Consider the following 16,764-nt stretch of genomic DNA (forward strand, 5'->3'; position numbering starts at 1 on the left):
CACGTTTACAGACTTCCCTTGATGTCGTTAATCCATGCGTCGATGCGTTCGTCGGTCTTGTCTTCTTCGTTGATGTCGTCAAGCGCCAGTCCTACAAACTTTCCGTCCACCACGGCATCACTGTCATCGAAGGTGTATCCGTCGGTTGATACGGCACCTATGATATTGGCGCCTTCCACGGCTTGATATAGCTCAGACATACCGCTGCAAAATGTGTCAGAGTAAGATTCGCAGTCGCCGCATCCAAACAGGGCTACGGTCTTTCCAGACAGGCCTGCGCCTTTGAGTACCTCAACACCTTCGTACCAATCGTCTTGCATGTCGCCAGAACCCCAAGTGGATGTTCCGAGAATAAGATTGTCGTTGTTGTTTACAATGTCAGCTGTGAGGTCGGTTACGTCAACGGCTTCAACACCCAATTTCTTGGCAATTTTCTCTGCGATGGCTTGACAGGTTCCTGTCGATGAGCCATATATAACTACTGTTGGTTTCATGATTGTTCTATTTAATTTTACGTTTTTACTTTTGTTCGATGCAAAGGTATGAACAATTTGATGACCCGACAATACCTAAAAATAATGGTTTTTACTAAATACCTAATGATGGGGATGCTCCTTAAACGAAAAGCGAAGAATTTGTATCAAATGTCGACAAGTGGCAACCGGTGCATAGAATACCATGCGAGGGCCTGCCCAGCGCATCACCTCACGAACCTTTTGGCGCATCTCGGGTCTGTAACAATGCACGGGACAGTCTTTACATGCGGGCTTTTGCTCGCCAAACTTACACCGTTGCAGTCGTTCACAGGCATAATCGCCCAACTGCCTGTATGCTACGGGTACCTCATTTAAGTGTAGGCGATGCCGACAATAGAGGTTTATCATCAACCGGATGGTTTCTTGGTCACGTTCTATCTTCGTCATCGTCGGATGAGTGTTGAGCCGGTCATGGATGCTGCGTGGCTGTTTACCTGCACCACATACACGCCTTTTGGCAAGGTTGATAAGTTCAGCGAATAGGATGTTTGACCTGCTGGAAAGGAAATTTGTTTTACCAACCCACCTGATACGGCGTATACAGATACCGAGAAATGATGAGGAGCCACATCGTGTAACCGCATTTGTACCAAGCCATCATGCTGTACGGAAAAACGGATTCCCCTGGGTTGATGCTGCGTGATGGTTTCGATACCACTTACACCTAATATATATAGCAGACCTTTGTAGACATCTATCTGTCCGTAGCCATACTGATTGTTGGGGTAGGTGAGTGACGGGTCGGTATGCGAACAAGTGTGCGCCAGTACGTTCATAATCTCTTCTCTCGTCAACGTAGGCTTGGCTTGTAGCCACAGGGCGATGGCACCCGCAACGACAGGGGTTGACATGGAGGTGCCTGAATTGCTGTTCCAAGCGTACTGCCGACCCTTGAAGTTGAAATGGGCAACGTCAGACTGCACGTCAAAGGCGTTGGGATTGGCCTCCAGGTAATAACTGCTGTATGATGAGATGATGTTTGTGCCGGGTGCCAATACATCAGGTTTCATGCGTTCGTCGTAGGTGGGGCCTACCGAACTGTATTCGCCTCGTTGCCCTTGTGTGCCCTGATCGTACACGCGTCGTTCGCCTTTGTAGTTGGTGATGGCCGTTCGGTAGGATGAGGCACCCACGCATATCACGGATGGCGCGCTGCCAGGTGAGAGGATGCTGTGTGTTCGCTCGCCTGCGTTGAGTTGCGGAGCCAAGGTGTTATCGGTCCAATTGCCACTGCCGCGATAGGCTTCTATCTCACAGTCGACCCCCACTACTTCAAATGAAAATGGTATGGACAGTCCCACCTCGTCATCCGTCTTCACCAAGACATCGTATGCGGTTTCTGTTGAATGGTAGCTGGACGCATAGCCCATGATGCGCAGGCGATAGGTTTTGCCGCCCAGTGTGACGGTGTCGGTGAAGAGTGAGTCGGCACAGGCCAACACTTGCGTCGTTGGTATGGTCAGCGTTTCGGTGTTCTGGCCATAGCTGGTCAGGCGGAGTGTAAAGGGTTGGGGTGATTTCAGCGTGAAATAAAGCGAGTTTCTGCTGTCGGAAACGAACGTGCCGGCCGATTTTTTCCCTATTGGTTTGCGGAAAAACGACTTCTTGGCTCCTTCGTTTCCGGCAGACGCTACGATGATACGGCCAGGGCCTGACAAACTGTCCAGAATGGCGTAGTAGAGTTGGTCATCGCCATGGAAGTCTTGGTTGGAGCCTTCGCTGAACGAAATGACGCAGGGTAGGTTGCGTTCTCGGGCATAGTCCATGATGTACTTAAAGCCAAGGGCGTCGGTGGCATAGGTATATTTATAGTAATCAGTCGAGTCGATGAACTGTTTATCGTCTGACACGGCATTGCTCACCAGGCAGATGTCGCTTTCATAGGCCATGCCCCGATACGGGCTGTCGTAACCGCTTCCGGCCGCAATGCCCAGCGTATGGGTGCCGTGTGTCTGTATGAGTCCGTCACGCGAGTGCTGGTAGGCCAGCAAAGCGTCACGTCCTTCATAGGCAGCACCCACGTAGAGCGTGCTGCCCAGGGTGTCGGCAGACAACTGATCCCAAAACCGCTTGATGCGATAGTGGGTAGCTGTTGAATCGTAGAAGTTGGGATGCGTCAGGTCAAAGCCAACGTCTTGCACGCCTACCACCACATCTTTCCCCGTAAAGGCATGGGGCAGCGGGTCTGCTCCCTGATAGACTGGGTTGGCGTTGAGCCAAAAAGCCACTGAATCCATCTGAAGGGAGTTGCCTCGACTTGCCTCAATGCGCTGCACCTGCTTGAGTGATGACAGGTGTCCCAACCGCTGCAACGGCACGCTCACGATGTAGATGTCACCGAATTGAGCCAAGGGTCGACAGTCATTCTCCTTAAAAATACGTTGGGCATCACTTGTCACTCGGACAAAGGCGCATAGTTCTGGCTGTTTGACACGAGGCCTGTTCATGGGTGATGGCGATTTCCTCACGCCTTGATGTCGTTGATGCGTCTGTTCAATAGCCAGTTGCCTGACCAGCGAAGACATCTTTGCATAATCGGTACGCTGGCCATACAGGGAGGCCGCACACCATATATATATAGATAGGATGAACAGGTATTTCTTCATTGTTTGCAAAATAAGCTAAAATAATCGACAACCACAAGTAAATAATCGTTGTTTTCCGGTCATCGATGGCGGATGGGTGCGTTACGATTTATTCACATTTTCTTTTGAACAATCAAAACATTATTCGTTTATTTTTAGCTACCTTTGCGCAAAATAGGCAGCGCCTCTGATATATCTGCCATGCTTGATGCCGTTAGCGATGCATAAACAGCACATGAGATAAGCACAGAGATGCGTGTGCCTACATGAATCTATTAGTCAAAAAACTATTTATGAAAAAACGAGTCAATCAATTTATTGCTGTGTCTTACCAACTGCATGCTGCCGAAAACGAAGAAATGACGTTGGTTGAAGAAGCTACAGAAGCGCAACCTTACCAGTTTATCAGCGGCTTTGGGCTGACACTCGATTTATTCGAAGATGCCCTCGTCAACTTGCAGGCAGGCGAAGAGTTTGAGGTACAACTGGCTCCAGAGCAGGCTTATGGCCATTTTCAGCCAGAGCATGTGTTGGATCTCGAGCGGGAAGTCTTCACCGTTGATGGGACGTTTGATGCAGAGAACATCTATGAAGGAGCGGTGGTACCCTTGCAAAACGAGGAGGGTACGCGCTTCATGGGACGCATTCTCGAGGTGAACGACAAGCAGGTGAAGGTGGATTTGAATCACCCCCTGGCTGGAAAAACGCTCAACTTTAAGGGAAAGGTCATCGAAAACCGCGAAGCTACCAACGAAGAAATTGCTGCAATGGTTAACCAAATGGCTGGTGGATGTGGTTGTGGTGGTCACAGTGATGGCGGCTGTTGTTGCGGAGGCTGTGGTAGTTCAGATGACGGTGGATGTGGTTGCGGCCATTAAGCCAGGGTCAACGCCTCCAAATTTTTCAACATTTCTTTCATAGAGCGAACCTAACACACGATGATGCGCAATACATTTGGCCATATTTTTACGTTGACAACCTTTGGTGAAAGCCATGGGGAGGCAGTCGGTGGGGTTGTTGATGGCATGCCGCCGGGCATCGACATCGATGTACAGTTTGTGCAAAACGAACTTAACCGGCGGCGGCCGGGGCAGAGTAGCATCACCACCGATCGCAAGGAGGCTGATGAGGTGAGCTTCTTGAGTGGTATCTATGAAGGAAAATCTACTGGCGCACCCATCGCTTTCATGGTGACAAACACCAATCAGCATTCAAAAGATTACGACAGTCTACAGCATCTTTATCGTCCATCGCACGCCGACTTTACCTATCAACAGAAATATGGTTTGCGCGATCATCGTGGTGGAGGACGCTCATCGGCTCGCATCACTTTGAGCAGATGTGTGGCTGGTGCATTGGCTAAGCTGGTGTTGCGACGGTTGGGAATCACCATTCAGGCGTATGTGTCACAAGTGAGTGACATCGCCTTGCAACGTGATTATCGCTTATACGACTTGTCCAAGACCGAAAGCAACGTGGTGCGCTGTCCCGATGAGGAAAAAGCCAAGCAGATGGAACAACTCATCCGGCAGGTCAAGGTAGAAGGTGACACGGTGGGAGGAGTCGTAACGTGTGTCATCAAGGGATGTCCCGTAGGACTGGGCGAGCCCGAGTTTGACAAGCTGCATGCGCAACTGGGAGCTGCCATGCTATCCATCAATGCCGCTAAGGGCTTTGAATATGGCGAAGGTTTTGCGTGCGTCAGCCACCGAGGCAGTGAGATGAATGACCCGTTTGTCAACGACCATGGGCGCATCAGCACTGCAACCAACCACAATGGAGGCATCCAGGCAGGTACCAGCAATGGCGAAGATATCTATTTTCGCGTAGCGTTCAAGCCTGTGGCCACCATCTTGATGGAGCAACAAACGGTAGACGTTGAGGGCCATCCGGTTGCCTTCAAGGCCAGTGGTCGGCACGATTCGTGTGTCGTTCCACGCGCCGTTCCCATTGTAGAGGCAATGGCAGCGATGGTAATCTTGGACAATTATCTTCTTGATTTGACGGTAAAAGAGATCAAATCTTAACCAGCATCACAGTTTCTTGGTAGAAAAGCAAAGGGAAGGCACAACTTGAGTTACCCTACTCGCATGCGAATCAAGTGATTTGTCATGCCTCACTATCTTATAGGGCCTTCCTTTCCGTATTTCTACAGGTGCTCTTTCCTTTCTGGGTGGGCTATTTCCACCATTGAGGTTCATAAGTGATTTGTCCGCATTAGACAATTACATGTTAGCCAAACAAAAAATGTACCTCCATACAAAAGGAGGCACATTTTTTCCTTAAAATAATAGTTAGATACGGAATTATAGAGCATATTTTTGACATGCTCATATCACATTACAGCGCAAATTTGTAACCAACTGTAATCTGGAAAACACTATTCTTACTGCTGTCTTCGTCAATAATCTTGGTTACTCCCCAATTGTATCGTGCATCGATATTTATATTGCTGAACTCGTAGGAAACACCAACGGGAATAGAGATATCAACCTTATTCAGTTTGGCATCAATTCCTGCAGCTTTAAGAGATTTCTCTAAATCAACCTCTGCGTTGACACCATTCTGTGAAACTTTGACTTTATTGTTGATTAAAAAGCCTGGTTGTACACCTAACTTCACGGCAAATCCATGAGCCACATAAACGTTAGCATGAATTGGAACATTGATATAGTCTAACTTTACTGTTCCATCTACATTGCCTATCTTTCCCTTAGCTCCCTGCATAGAGTAAAGTAATCCACCCGAGAAACTAACCATGTCAGTAGCCTGCACTTCTACCTCGGCACCAACAACTGGCGCAAATCTTGAGTCGGCATCATTATCGTTTGTAAGCGTAGCCATGTTTAAACCTACTTTAGGCTGTAAAGTAACCGTACCTTTGTCACGCTGTCCGTACGCTGCAATTGTTATAAACATAACGCATGCACTTAAAATAATTTTTTTCATAGAAGATACTTATTATAAATAAATTAAACTTATGCAAAGATAAACAAACAACGTGACACACCAAACGTTAACGATAGATTTTTGAGGAAGAGAGAAATATTTCTACTTGAGAATATACGATAGAAGCACATACGAAATCATGCTATAATAATGAAATACCGAATACAAAAAAGTCGCCGATATTCAGCGACTTTTTATAATTGTATGTAAGTTGTTGTTGATTTGTTTCAACTTATCCAAAGTTATCAAACATGATAGATTCAGGATCAACGCCAAGGCTATCCAACATTTTTTGTACGGCTGCACTCATCGGACCAGGACCACACATGTAGTACTCGATGTCTTCTGGCGCTTCATGGTCTTTCAAATAGGTGTTATACATCACCTGATGAACAAAGCCAGCTGTGTACTTCACACCAGCTTCATCTGCCAATGGATCCGGACGATCGAGAGCCAGATGGAAATGGAAGTTGGGATATTCTTTCTCCAGTTCGTGGAAATCATCCAAGAAGAATGCTTCGTTCAATGAGCGCGCACCATAGAAATAATGCATTTCACGATCGCGGGTGTGCAATGTCTTCAACATATACATGATTTGACTGCGCAATGGTGCCATACCAGCTCCACCACCAACCCAAATCATCTCTTTCTTAGAGTCGAAGATAGGATGGAAGTCACCGTAGGGTCCACTCATCCTCACCTTATCGCCTGGCTTCAAAGAGAAGATATAACTAGAGGCAATACCGGTTGGAACGTCTTGGAAGCCCACTTGTGGACGTGGCTTGAATGGCGTTGAGGCAATACGCACGGTCAGCATGATGATGTCGCCTTCCTCAGGATAGTTAGCCATGGAGTAAGCGCGTACAGTAGGCTCGGGGTTGTGAGCCTTGAGAGAAAGAATGTTGAACTTCTTCCATGCGCCAATGTACTCTTCTCCAATATCATCCTTATCGAAATCCTTGTCGTAATCAATCACATCGTATGCGGGAATTGATATTTGAGCATACGAGCCTGGTATGAAGTCCATGTGCTCGCCAGGAGGCAACTGCACTTTGAACTCTTTGATAAAGCTCGACACGTTTTTATTGCTGATGACGGTGCATTCCCATTCTTTGACACCTAAAACGGTTTCAGGTATTTTGACTTTTAGGTCACCTTTCACCTTGCACTGACATCCTAAACGCCAATTATTCTTTATCTCTTTCCTTGTAAAGTGAGGACGCTCTGAATCCAAGATTTCACCTCCTCCTTCAATCACTTGTAATTTGCATTGTCCACAACTGCCTTTTCCGCCACATGCAGAGGGGAGGTAAATTCCATTTTGAGTTAGAGTACTCATGATAGACGCACCTTGTGGAACGCTGAGAGTCTTATCTTCGTTGATGACGATATTGACGTTTCCGCTTGGCGAGAGATATTTTTTAGCGACCAACAGTATGATGACCAGCAAAAAAATGACGGTCAAGAATACGGCAATGCTCTGTAATATAAATGAAAATTCCATAATTGATGATTATATTTTTAAGCCAGAGAAGCACATCATGGCAATGGCCATAAGTCCTACGGTAATGAAGGTGATACCAAGACCTTGAAGCGGTTTTGGCACATCACTATATTGTAATTTCTCACGAATAGCCCCCATGAGGACAATGGCAAGGGTCCATCCCAGTCCACTTCCCACAGCGTAAGCAATCGCGTCAGCGATATTACCGATATACTGTGTGTTACTTGGATCCAGATTGATACGTTGCTGCATGAACATGGAACCACCCATGATGGCGCAGTTTACGGCAATCAGCGGAAGGAAGATTCCCAACGAGGCATAAAGTGACGGACTATATTTCTCGACCAGCATTTCTACCAATTGCGTCATACCGGCGATGACGGCGATAAAGATAATGAAACTCAGATAACTTAATCCTAACGGATCCAGAACTTTGGTTTGAAGCAAGTAGTCTACCGGAACGGTGACAAACAGCACGAATGTCACGGCCATGCCTAAACCAAATGAGGTCTTTACATTCTTCGATACGGCCAAAAATGAACACATTCCAAGGAAGAATGCGAAGATCATGTTGTCGACAAATATCGATCTGAAAAATAATGATATGATATGTTCCATAATAATTCTAATTGATTAAAATTGCATGAATTACTTTTCTTCTTGATAGAAATAGGCACGGTGAATCCAAATGACACATCCAACGAGAATCAAAGCCATTGCCGGCGTGGCCATCATACCATTATTCGTATAACCAAAGTCGTAGAAAGACGATGGAATAATCGTAAATCCTAATAAAGTGCCTCTGCCAAATAATTCACGAAGAGCTCCCACAATCACTAAAATCATTGCGTAACCTAAACCATTTCCCACTCCATCAAGAAAGGATGGCCAAGGTTTGTTCATCATAGCAAAAGCTTCCAAGCGTCCCATCAAAATACAGTTGGTAATGATCAAGGCCACATATACTGAGAGTTGGACACTCACATCATACGCGTAGGCCTTTAAGATTTGGCTCACGATGGTTACCAATGCGGCCACAACAACCAGCTGCACGATGATACGGATTCGCATTGGGATGGTGTTGCGAATAATCGAAATAATTACATTTGAAAATGCAGTAATAACCGTCACTGCCAATCCCATGACAATAGCTGGCTTTAATTGTGAAGTTACTGCCAAAGCCGAACAGATTCCCAAGACCTGAACCAAGATAGGATGATCCAAATTGAGAGGGCTTGTAAAGACTTTCTTATTTTGTGTTGAAAATAATGCCATAATACTAAATCAATTTAATGAGCTTTCAAGAAATTCATATATGCACCTAAACAAGTCTGCAACATCTCGGTCACACCGTTGGAAGTGAGCGTAGCGCCCGTTATACCATCAACTTGTGTGGAAGGGTCTTCCACCTTCTTGCTGACAGCCAGTGCGATTTGATGGGGATCTTGCGCAAATAGTTTTTTACCTTGAAACTGGTTTTGCCATGCGCGGTTGTCTTTAATTTCAGCTCCCAATCCAGCAGTTTCACTTTCATGGTCAAAGTAAGTTCCGAAGACAGTCGACTTATCTGCATTAATGGCAACATAACCATTGATTGCTCCCCATAGTCCCATGCCATAAACAGGAATCACATACTTAGTCTGTCCATTAACCTTACAAACGAAGAGTGCTAACTTTCCATTCTTAAAGTCGGCTGAATTGAGTTTAAAACCGTTGTTTTCTCCGCCCTGTTCTCCTTTTTCAAGGACATTACCCTGCTCATCTATAATTTCATCAGCGAGTACAACTTCTTGATACTTTGCAGCAGCGTCTTCATTATTCAAATCTCTAATATTCAACGAATTTAATATCTGCTTCTTCTTGTCCAATGCCACGTTAGCATCTTGCATAGGTTTCAAAGCCTGGAATACAAAAGCTAACAGGAATGCAACAAGAACAACGATAATGATTGAATATATAATCGTATAGGAATTAGAATTGGTATTCAATCCTTTTTTATTTTCTTCAGCCATTGTCTTATTTATTATCAGCAGTTAAACGTTTCATTCTCTTGTTGATGTTGCCCTGAACGACGCAATAGTCAATCAATGGGGCGAACATGTTCGCAAACAATATCGACAACATCATACCTTCAGGATAACCGGGATTCATCACGCGGATGATGATTGTCATCACACCGATGAGGGCTCCATAGATATATTTACCCTTTTCTGTACGTGCGGAAGTCACGGGATCGGTAGCCATGAATACGGCACCGAAACAGAACCCGCCTAATATAAGATGCTCGTACCATGCTATAGACGTCATGCCGAGTGCACTGAAGAGTGCAGCCATGAGACCACCACTAACAAACACGCTCAACATGGTTTTCCATGAAGCAATACCTGTAACCAACAGCAGCAAGGCACCAATGGCGATAGCGATGACGCTGGTTTCTCCAACGGAACCTGGTATCAAACCTATCATCATGTCACAGATGGAGTAGGGGATATCTACATGGAGAGCCAGTTCACCAAGCGGAGTAGCCATGGTGGTTGCATCTGGTAGGGTGTTGCCCAAGCCAAAGATCTGATGGTTGGCTACCCATACCGAATCACCCGTCATCTGTCCAGGATAGGAAAAGAAAAGGAATGCGCGGGCAGACAATGCCACATTAAAAATGTTCATGCCCGTTCCACCAAATATCTCTTTGCAGAAAATCACAGCGATAGCTACTGACAATGCCAGCATCCACAACGGACAGGTGATGGGGATGATAAGTGGCATCAAAATACCCGTTACCAAATAACCTTCCTGAATTTCTTCTTTCTTCCACTGCGCCCAGGCGAATTCGATGCCCAGACCAACAATGTAAGAAACAAGGATCTTAGGTAACACGGCCAAGAAGCCATAGAAGAACATCTCCCAAAAAGAGGCGTTGGCTAACTCACCAGCAGCCGCGAAATTTTGATATCCAATGTTGTACATTCCAAACAACAAGGCAGGTAGCAGAGCGATGACCACCAAACTCATGATTCTCTTCGAGTCGATGGCGTCATGGATGTGAACCCCTGTCTTGGCTGTCGTGTTGGGAACATAAAGGAAACTCTCAAAACCATCATAGACACTCCAGAAAGCATGTAGCTTACCGCCCTCTTCGAAGTGTGGCTTGATTTTATTTAAATATTTTTTTAAACTCATGTCCTTATGCGTTTTCTTTTCTTAATATGTCCAGGCCATTGCGTACAATCTTCTGAAGTTCCAACTTAGAAGAATCCACGAACTCGGCAACGGCGAAATCTTCCGGAGACACTTCATATATCCCCAGCTGTTCTTGCTTGTCGATGTCACCTGCAATCAACGACTTGATGAGGTATTCGCCATAAATATCCATGGGCAGCACCCGATCGTATTCGCCGCTCATAATCATGTGGCGCTCTCCACCTTTGATGCGCGCATCCAGGTCGTATTGTTTTTCCTTTCCTGAAAGCCACGAGAAATAACTGTGTGAAACAGAGAACTGATTGGTACGAGGCAAGATCCATCCCAGCAATTCGTCAGCCTGATCACCTTCCGGTATCACGCAAACTTCCGAGGTGTGCGCACCGAGAAAGTCGGTCAACTCACATTTGCGTCCTGTCAACGGGTTGCCATTGATGATGCGCACATGTTCGTCTTCGCGCTCACCGCTTATCTGTCCTGCTAACAAGTCAGCTATCGGTGTGCCAACCAGAGCATCCACATATTGAGGATTGTTCACTTTGCTGCCTGCGATGGCCACCGTCCGCGTGAGATCTACCTTACCGGTTAGGAACAAACGACCCATGAAGATGACAGCCGTTGGTTCGACCGTCCATACCACCTCACCCTTGTTCACGGGTGACAGGTGATTGATTTGCACGCATACATTGCCAGAGGGACAGGGACCGTCAAAAGCCGTAATCTCAACATCAGAAGCCTGTGTCAAGGCCTTGTCGGTTTGATTGACATGGATGTTTAAGTATGTCTTTGCTATCTTCGACAACGCAGTCAAACCTGCTTGAAAAGCTTCTTCGTTGCCTTTGAGCTCAAACTCAAACTTGCCAGCCAAAGGCATGTTTCTGAAAGCAGATACAAAAATACCCTTAGGTTTGCTCTGTGGTTGGGTCGAAACGGCATAAGGCAACTGATTGACATATCCAAAAAGACCTGCTTGTAACAGAACTTCTACAACTTCGTCACCAGAAAGACTCCCCACGTCTTTCTTGCCAAAATCAACAAATTCCTGTTGTTGTGACGCCTCCACAACAACAGCCATCACTTTACGTCTTTCACCGCGGACAATTGACTTCACTTTTCCACTGACCGGTGAGGCGAACTTGACTTCTGGAAACTTCTTGTTAACGAAAAGAGCCTCTCCAGCCTTCACGTCGTCCCCTTCATGCACACATAGCTTAGGGACTACGCCGGCAAAATCGTCAGGAACAAGAGCATATTGATGACTCTGTTTTAAAGATGTTTTTTGTTCGTTCGCTCTACCCTTCAGATTAATGTCCAAGCCCTTACGTAACTTAATTACATTTACCATAGAATATATAAAATTAAACTTTTTTCCAACCAATGAGGGTATAAGATATTGTTCATATCCAAATGTTTGGCAAATTTAGTAACTTTTACTGATTTATAAAAGAAAAAGCAATCATTTATTTCAGCCGTGTCAAAAAATGATGTACTTTTGCATGAAACAAAGCTGAACGCTGTCTGAAGAAGTTTAAAAATATACTCAACATCATCATTTGGAGCATTGTAGGAATTTATCTTACAATCATCATTTTGTTGCGAATACCGTCCATCCAAGACGCCTGCGGTCAGCAAGTTGCATCTTTATTATCCAAGCGGCTTGGCACCGAGGTGAAGGTCGAACGCATTGACATAGGCTTTCTCAATCGCATCATCATCGACGGTCTGTACGTCACTGACCAACAAGGCAAGCCCATGCTACAAGCATCCAGGTTCTCTGTGAAACTGGATTTCATTCCGCTAACGCGCGGAGAGATTTCCATTTCCTCGGCTCAGCTGTTCGGCATGCAAGCCAATCTTTACAAAAGTAGCAAAAACGCCAAGCCCAACTTTCAATTCGTCATCGACTCCTTGACATCGAAAGATACCACAACACAGGCCAAGCCCATCCGCATCGCCTCTGTCGTGTTAAGGCACGGATCAGTGAAATACGACCAGCTGGACCAACCGCAGACAAGACACTTCTCACCAGCGCACCTCTATTTGAAAGACGTCAGTGCACATGTCATTGTCAGCGAATTGTCAAAAGATTCGTTGAATGTCAAACTGAAAAATCTGAGCTTCAAGGAACGGTCAGGGCTTCAGGTAAAATCATTCTCGTCAAAATTGCGGGCAAACACGAACCATGCCATCTTAGAGGATTTCAAATTGGAACTGCCAAACTCTAAACTGTTGTTACATCAAGTGCGCGCCAATTACCGGATGAGGAATGGTGCCCCCTTCATGCCCTCGCTATCCTATCATGGGCTCATCGACAACTCACACGTCACACCCTCCGACTTGGCTTTCATCTCTTCGAAGCTCAGTGAATACCATACGCCTGTCAACATCCAGGCATCGCTTTCAGGAACGTCATCGTCTTTGTCCATACACAACATCCATTTGCTTGCCAAGAACGAACTGGAGCTTTCCGTCAAGGCAACAATTCAAAGATGGAGCAAGTCTCCAAAATGGAATCTTGACCTGGAGAAGCTCAACCTTCAACAAGCAGCCGTCAAAAAGTATCTGCCCAAGGAATATCAGAACACGCCACTGGCGAAATTTGACTACATCCGTCTGTCAGGCAATTTCCAGGGAGAGGGGAAAGACATCTATTCCAAAGGAATCTTCTCATCTAATTTGGGCGACATCAAGTTTGATGCCACGGCCGCTCAAGGTATCTACAAAGGAATGTTGGAAACCTTTGATTTTAAGTTGGCTCCCTTGTTGTCCGACCAAGACTGGGGGGCGCTAACTGCTAAAATTCAGCTCAACGAATTTCGCAAACAAGGCAGCCAAGCCGTGTTCAACATCAAAGGCGATGTCCCCAAAATAGAATACAAGGGATACCCATACAAAAACGTTTCAATCAACGGACGCGGCACATTGGACGCACATTCTCGTTTGGATCACTTTGATGGAACGGCGACACTCAATGATGTCAATGGCGTATTGAACATCCAAGGAAAGGTTGACCGAAACCAAGCACGTTATGCAGCCGAGCTCGACCTCACGGCAAAAGACGTGAACCTCTCGGCCTTGCGTCTCACACAAAAATGGCCCAACCGAATGGTCAGTCTTCAAGCAAGCTCTCAGCTGTCAGGTCACTCGTTGAAAGATGTCATTGGCCGCATAGTCCTTTCAGATGTCATGATGCGCGATCCCAATCAAACCTATTCTTTGTCAAAACTTGAGTTAAAAACAGGGTACGACCAGCGTCAAGAACATTTCATTTCTCTCGATGGCGATTTTGGCAACGCATTGGTGGTTGGCACATTCGATTACAATTCCATTCTACAGAACATCGAAAATGTTATCATCGACAAACTTCCAGGCATCCAACTGCTCACGCCCATGACAAGGCGCGTCACCCCACGGACTAACGTTCGCCTGTATGCCGATATCACCAAGACCGATTGGGCAAACTATCTTTTTGACATCCCGCTCTCCTTGCAACAACCCCTGCAACTCAGTGGCACCATCAACAGCGTCAACAACCAACTGAACATCAATGTCAATGCGCCCGACTTCACTTACGACGGAAGCCGATATCTTGATAATCACCTACACTTGTCCACACCAACCGACACGCTGCACTTTAGCGCAGAAGCCAACAAGCTGGATGCTGAGAACAAGCGATGGACCTGGCGCGTGCGGTCTTCCGCAGCCAACGACCACCTTCTGACCACTCTGTGGTTTAACAATCATGCCGCCCATCCGTTTCAAGGAACCCTGAACACCACGACACAGTTCTTCAAGAAAAAGAATGGTGAGCCGGCAGCCCACGTAATCATACATCCGTCAGAGATATTGATTGAAGACAGCATCTGGAACATCGAACCGTCGGACATCATGTACAGCAAGAACCATCTCACGGTGGATCATTTCTCCATCCATCACGACGACCAACATATCATCGTGGCAGGTCTGGCTACCAAAAATCCTATGGATACCCTCGTGTTCGACCTTAAGGGCATTGACGTAAACTATGTGCTGAACCTACTTCAATTCGATGCCGTAACATTCGGAGGACGGTTGTCTGGACGCGCATTCGTATCGGGAGTCTTTGGAAACCCCCAGGGACATGGGAACGTACGGGTCAGTCCATTTGAATTCGAGATCGGACAAATGGGAGTCCTGGATGCCAACGTCAGCTGGAACGCTCCCTTGAAGCAAATCGACATCCAAGCCCAAGCCAACGACCAAGGCCGGCAAACCTTGATTAACGGCTTTGTTTCGCCAAGCAAGCATTACATCGACTTGGCCATCCAAGCCCGGCAGACACGCTTGCAATTCCTCGAAGGTTTCTGTGGTTCGTTCATGCAAGACGTCGATGCAAGCGGAACAGGACTGCTGCGTCTTTATGGCGACTTGTCCTATCTCAACCTCACCGGACAGGTTGTCGCCGACGGCTCTCTGGGCATCACGCCCCTCAACACCCATTATACGCTCAGGCGGGGCATGATTACCCTGACACCCGATGAGATTGTTTTCAAGAACGACACCATCTACGACCGCAATGAGAACATTGGCATCGTCAATGGCAGCCTGCGTCACGACAACCTCACCAACCTGCGATACGACCTGCACATCGCTGCAGAGAACCTCTTGGCTTACGACACGCACACTTTTGGTGGAGATACCTTCTATGGAACGGCCTACATCAATGGCACCTGCGCCATCACCGGCAATGGTGACGATTTAAACATCGACGTTAACGCCATACCACAAAAAGGCTCACAAATCGTGTACAATGTGGCCGGCCTGGATGCGGTCAGTACCCAGAACTTCATCAGATGGTCGACAAGAACCGATTCGCTGCAACCAGATAGTATCGCACCACGCCAACATACCACCGATTTGGCCGCACAAAAGTTGCCCGAAGTATCTGGCGACTTACATCTAAACCTGCTCATCAACTGCACGCCCAACCTCACGCTCAAACTGCTCATGGATAACAAGACGGGCGACTACATCGCCTTGAACGGCAACGGCGTGCTGCGCGCCAACTATTACGACAAGGGTGCTTTTGAAATGTTTGGCAACTATGTGGTCGATCATGGTATCTATGGACTGACCATTCAAAACGTCATTAAGAAGGACTTCCTATTTCAGCAGGGCAGCACCATCACCTTTGGAGGCGACCCTTATCATGCGGCACTCAACCTCAACGCCACACACACCGTCAATGGTGTGAGCTTGGCCGATTTGAACATCGGGCGGTCGTTCACCAACAACAACGTTCGCATCAATTGTCTGATGAATATCACAGGCACGCCCCAGGCGCCGAGAGTGGATTTCAACCTCGACATGCCTACCTTGAACAACGATGCCAAGCAGATGGTATACAGCCTCATCAACAGCGAAGAAGAGATGAACCAGCAAGTGCTTTACCTGCTGGCGGTAGGCCGGTTCTATTCACAAGGCACCAACAACAACGCCGGCAGTGACGGCACGGCGCAACAAAGTCAGGCGAGCCTCGCCATGCAGAGCATCCTCAGTGGAACATTGAGTCAGCAAATCAATAACGTACTGAATACCGTCATCGACAACGCCAACTGGAACATTGGCGCCAATATCTCCACCGGCACCGAAGGATTCAATAACGCCGAATATGAAGGACTGCTCAGTGGACGACTGCTGAACAACCGCCTGCTCATCAACGGGCAGTTTGGTTACAGGGACAACCCAAACGCCACGACCACCTTTATTGGTGATTTCGACATCCGATATCTGCTCTTGCCGAGTGGCAATCTGGCCATCAAGGTGTACAATCAAACCAATGACAGATACTTTACGCGCAATAGTCTTACCACGCAAGGAGTAGGTTTGATTTTGAAGAAAGACTTTACCAATCTCAAGGATTTGTTTGGACGTAGAAGAGCGAAGAAAGCCAAACCGTCAAAATAAGTTTCCACCTCCTCATTTGAAAAGAACCGCCCTTAACAAATGG

The 16,764-nt window shown here is 46.8% G+C and carries 13 protein-coding genes; 3 read left to right on the forward strand and 10 right to left on the reverse strand.

From position 1 onward, the window contains the following. Positions 1-5: 5 nt before the first annotated feature. The 3 genes from fldA to HMPREF1254_RS01850 all read right to left on the reverse strand — a co-directional run bounded on the left by fldA (position 6) and on the right by HMPREF1254_RS01850 (position 3,142). Positions 6-494, reverse strand: coding sequence for a flavodoxin FldA (gene fldA, locus HMPREF1254_RS01840; protein WP_023056895.1), 489 nt, complete (start codon positions 492-494; stop codon positions 6-8). A 102-nt stretch (positions 495-596) separates the two neighbouring features. Further along, positions 597-923 (reverse strand): nitrous oxide-stimulated promoter family protein, encoded by a 327-nt coding sequence (locus HMPREF1254_RS11605; RefSeq protein ID WP_023056949.1) that lies wholly within the window; start codon positions 921-923, stop codon positions 597-599. Beyond that, positions 920-3,142, reverse strand: a complete 2,223-nt coding sequence (locus HMPREF1254_RS01850; protein ID WP_023056837.1) for a S8 family serine peptidase — start codon at positions 3,140-3,142, stop codon at positions 920-922. Before HMPREF1254_RS01850 ends, HMPREF1254_RS11605 begins: the two co-directional genes overlap by 4 nt. Before the next feature lie 272 nt (positions 3,143-3,414). On the opposite strand from HMPREF1254_RS01850, the gene HMPREF1254_RS01855 reads away from it, so the two are divergent. Both HMPREF1254_RS01855 and aroC read left to right on the forward strand, forming a co-directional pair. Continuing rightward, entirely contained in the window at positions 3,415-3,999 is a 585-nt protein-coding gene (locus HMPREF1254_RS01855) for an FKBP-type peptidyl-prolyl cis-trans isomerase (protein WP_023056907.1), read from the forward strand. Between the two features lie 63 nt (positions 4,000-4,062). Next, entirely contained in the window at positions 4,063-5,148 is a 1,086-nt protein-coding gene (gene aroC / locus HMPREF1254_RS01860; protein WP_023056849.1) for a chorismate synthase, read from the forward strand. A 313-nt stretch (positions 5,149-5,461) separates the two neighbouring features. Here aroC and HMPREF1254_RS01865 read toward each other — a convergent pair whose 3' ends face one another. From HMPREF1254_RS01865 to HMPREF1254_RS01895, 7 genes are all read right to left on the reverse strand, one after another. Beyond that, a complete protein-coding gene (locus HMPREF1254_RS01865; protein WP_023056933.1) occupies positions 5,462-6,070 on the reverse strand; it encodes a porin family protein in 609 nt (202 codons plus the stop codon). 232 nt (positions 6,071-6,302) lie between these two features. After that, entirely contained in the window at positions 6,303-7,574 is a 1,272-nt protein-coding gene (nqrF, locus tag HMPREF1254_RS01870) for an NADH:ubiquinone reductase (Na(+)-transporting) subunit F (protein ID WP_023056916.1), read from the reverse strand. A 9-nt stretch (positions 7,575-7,583) separates the two neighbouring features. Then, positions 7,584-8,192, reverse strand: a complete 609-nt coding sequence (gene nqrE, locus HMPREF1254_RS01875) for an NADH:ubiquinone reductase (Na(+)-transporting) subunit E (RefSeq protein ID WP_023056914.1) — start codon at positions 8,190-8,192, stop codon at positions 7,584-7,586. Between the two features lie 30 nt (positions 8,193-8,222). Further along, positions 8,223-8,849 carry an NADH:ubiquinone reductase (Na(+)-transporting) subunit D gene (locus HMPREF1254_RS01880; protein WP_023056834.1) on the reverse strand — a complete coding sequence of 209 codons (627 nt, stop codon included), beginning with the start codon at positions 8,847-8,849 and terminating at the stop codon, positions 8,223-8,225. A 14-nt stretch (positions 8,850-8,863) separates the two neighbouring features. After that, positions 8,864-9,586, reverse strand: a complete 723-nt coding sequence (gene nqrC, locus HMPREF1254_RS01885; protein ID WP_023056859.1) for an NADH:ubiquinone reductase (Na(+)-transporting) subunit C — start codon at positions 9,584-9,586, stop codon at positions 8,864-8,866. Positions 9,587-9,590: 4 nt separating this feature from the next. Next, a complete protein-coding gene (locus tag HMPREF1254_RS01890; protein WP_023056961.1) occupies positions 9,591-10,754 on the reverse strand; it encodes an NADH:ubiquinone reductase (Na(+)-transporting) subunit B in 1,164 nt (387 codons plus the stop codon). A gap of 4 nt (positions 10,755-10,758) precedes the next feature. Next, the gene (locus HMPREF1254_RS01895; RefSeq protein WP_036880342.1) at positions 10,759-12,120 is read right to left on the reverse strand and encodes a Na(+)-translocating NADH-quinone reductase subunit A; all 1,362 of its coding nucleotides are present in this window, start codon (positions 12,118-12,120) and stop codon (positions 10,759-10,761) included. Positions 12,121-12,365: 245 nt separating this feature from the next. Between HMPREF1254_RS01895 and HMPREF1254_RS01900 the strand changes: the two genes are divergently transcribed. Then, the gene (locus HMPREF1254_RS01900; protein WP_023056843.1) at positions 12,366-16,721 is read left to right on the forward strand and encodes a translocation/assembly module TamB domain-containing protein; all 4,356 of its coding nucleotides are present in this window, start codon (positions 12,366-12,368) and stop codon (positions 16,719-16,721) included. The last annotated feature ends 43 nt before the right edge of the window (positions 16,722-16,764 follow it).

The organism is Prevotella sp. BV3P1 (assembly GCF_000479005.1).
In the GTDB taxonomy this organism is placed as follows: domain Bacteria; phylum Bacteroidota; class Bacteroidia; order Bacteroidales; family Bacteroidaceae; genus Prevotella.

Excerpts from the sequence above, each read along its gene's own strand:
- HMPREF1254_RS11605 (WP_023056949.1), bottom strand. The coding sequence starts at position 923 with ATGACGAAGATAGAACGTGACCAAGAAACCATCCGGTTGATGATAAAC.
- HMPREF1254_RS01850 (WP_023056837.1), bottom strand. The coding sequence starts at position 3,142 with ATGAAGAAATACCTGTTCATCCTATCTATATATATATGGTGTGCGGCC.
- HMPREF1254_RS01890 (WP_023056961.1), bottom strand. The coding sequence starts at position 10,754 with ATGAGTTTAAAAAAATATTTAAATAAAATCAAGCCACACTTCGAAGAG.
- nqrE (WP_023056914.1), bottom strand. The coding sequence starts at position 8,192 with ATGGAACATATCATATCATTATTTTTCAGATCGATATTTGTCGACAAC.
- aroC (WP_023056849.1), top strand. The coding sequence starts at position 4,063 with ATGCGCAATACATTTGGCCATATTTTTACGTTGACAACCTTTGGTGAA.
- nqrC (WP_023056859.1), bottom strand. The coding sequence starts at position 9,586 with ATGGCTGAAGAAAATAAAAAAGGATTGAATACCAATTCTAATTCCTAT.
- HMPREF1254_RS01855 (WP_023056907.1), top strand. The coding sequence starts at position 3,415 with ATGAAAAAACGAGTCAATCAATTTATTGCTGTGTCTTACCAACTGCAT.
- fldA (WP_023056895.1), bottom strand. The coding sequence starts at position 494 with ATGAAACCAACAGTAGTTATATATGGCTCATCGACAGGAACCTGTCAA.
- HMPREF1254_RS01865 (WP_023056933.1), bottom strand. The coding sequence starts at position 6,070 with ATGAAAAAAATTATTTTAAGTGCATGCGTTATGTTTATAACAATTGCA.
- nqrF (WP_023056916.1), bottom strand. The coding sequence starts at position 7,574 with ATGGAATTTTCATTTATATTACAGAGCATTGCCGTATTCTTGACCGTC.
- HMPREF1254_RS01880 (WP_023056834.1), bottom strand. The coding sequence starts at position 8,849 with ATGGCATTATTTTCAACACAAAATAAGAAAGTCTTTACAAGCCCTCTC.
- HMPREF1254_RS01895 (WP_036880342.1), bottom strand. The coding sequence starts at position 12,120 with ATGGTAAATGTAATTAAGTTACGTAAGGGCTTGGACATTAATCTGAAG.